At 58.9% G+C, this 209-nt stretch carries 1 protein-coding gene; it reads left to right on the forward strand.

The window, feature by feature from the left end:
• The coding region (locus tag B2W52_RS16135; protein WP_286803737.1) for a hypothetical protein at positions 1–209 on the forward strand (209 nt) is incomplete at both ends.

Below are 209 nucleotides of genomic sequence, written 5' to 3' on the forward strand. Positions count from 1 at the left end.
GCGCTGCTGCATGACCGCATGACCCAGAAAGTATTTCATGAGATGGGCGGCGCAGAGCTGTTGTTCAGCCATGAAGAGCCTCGGCTCCTGGGAAGGGTGCCAGTTCTCGCTGGTGGCCGCGATGCCCTGGTGGAAGCCAACTCGCGCCTGGGGCTGGCGCTTGCCGAAGATGAAATTGACTACCTGGTTAAGTCCTTCACGGATCTTGA

The sequence above is a fragment of the Marinobacter sp. UBA2498 genome (assembly GCF_002341575.1).
GTDB classification, from domain to species: domain Bacteria; phylum Pseudomonadota; class Gammaproteobacteria; order Pseudomonadales; family Oleiphilaceae; genus Marinobacter; species Marinobacter manganoxydans.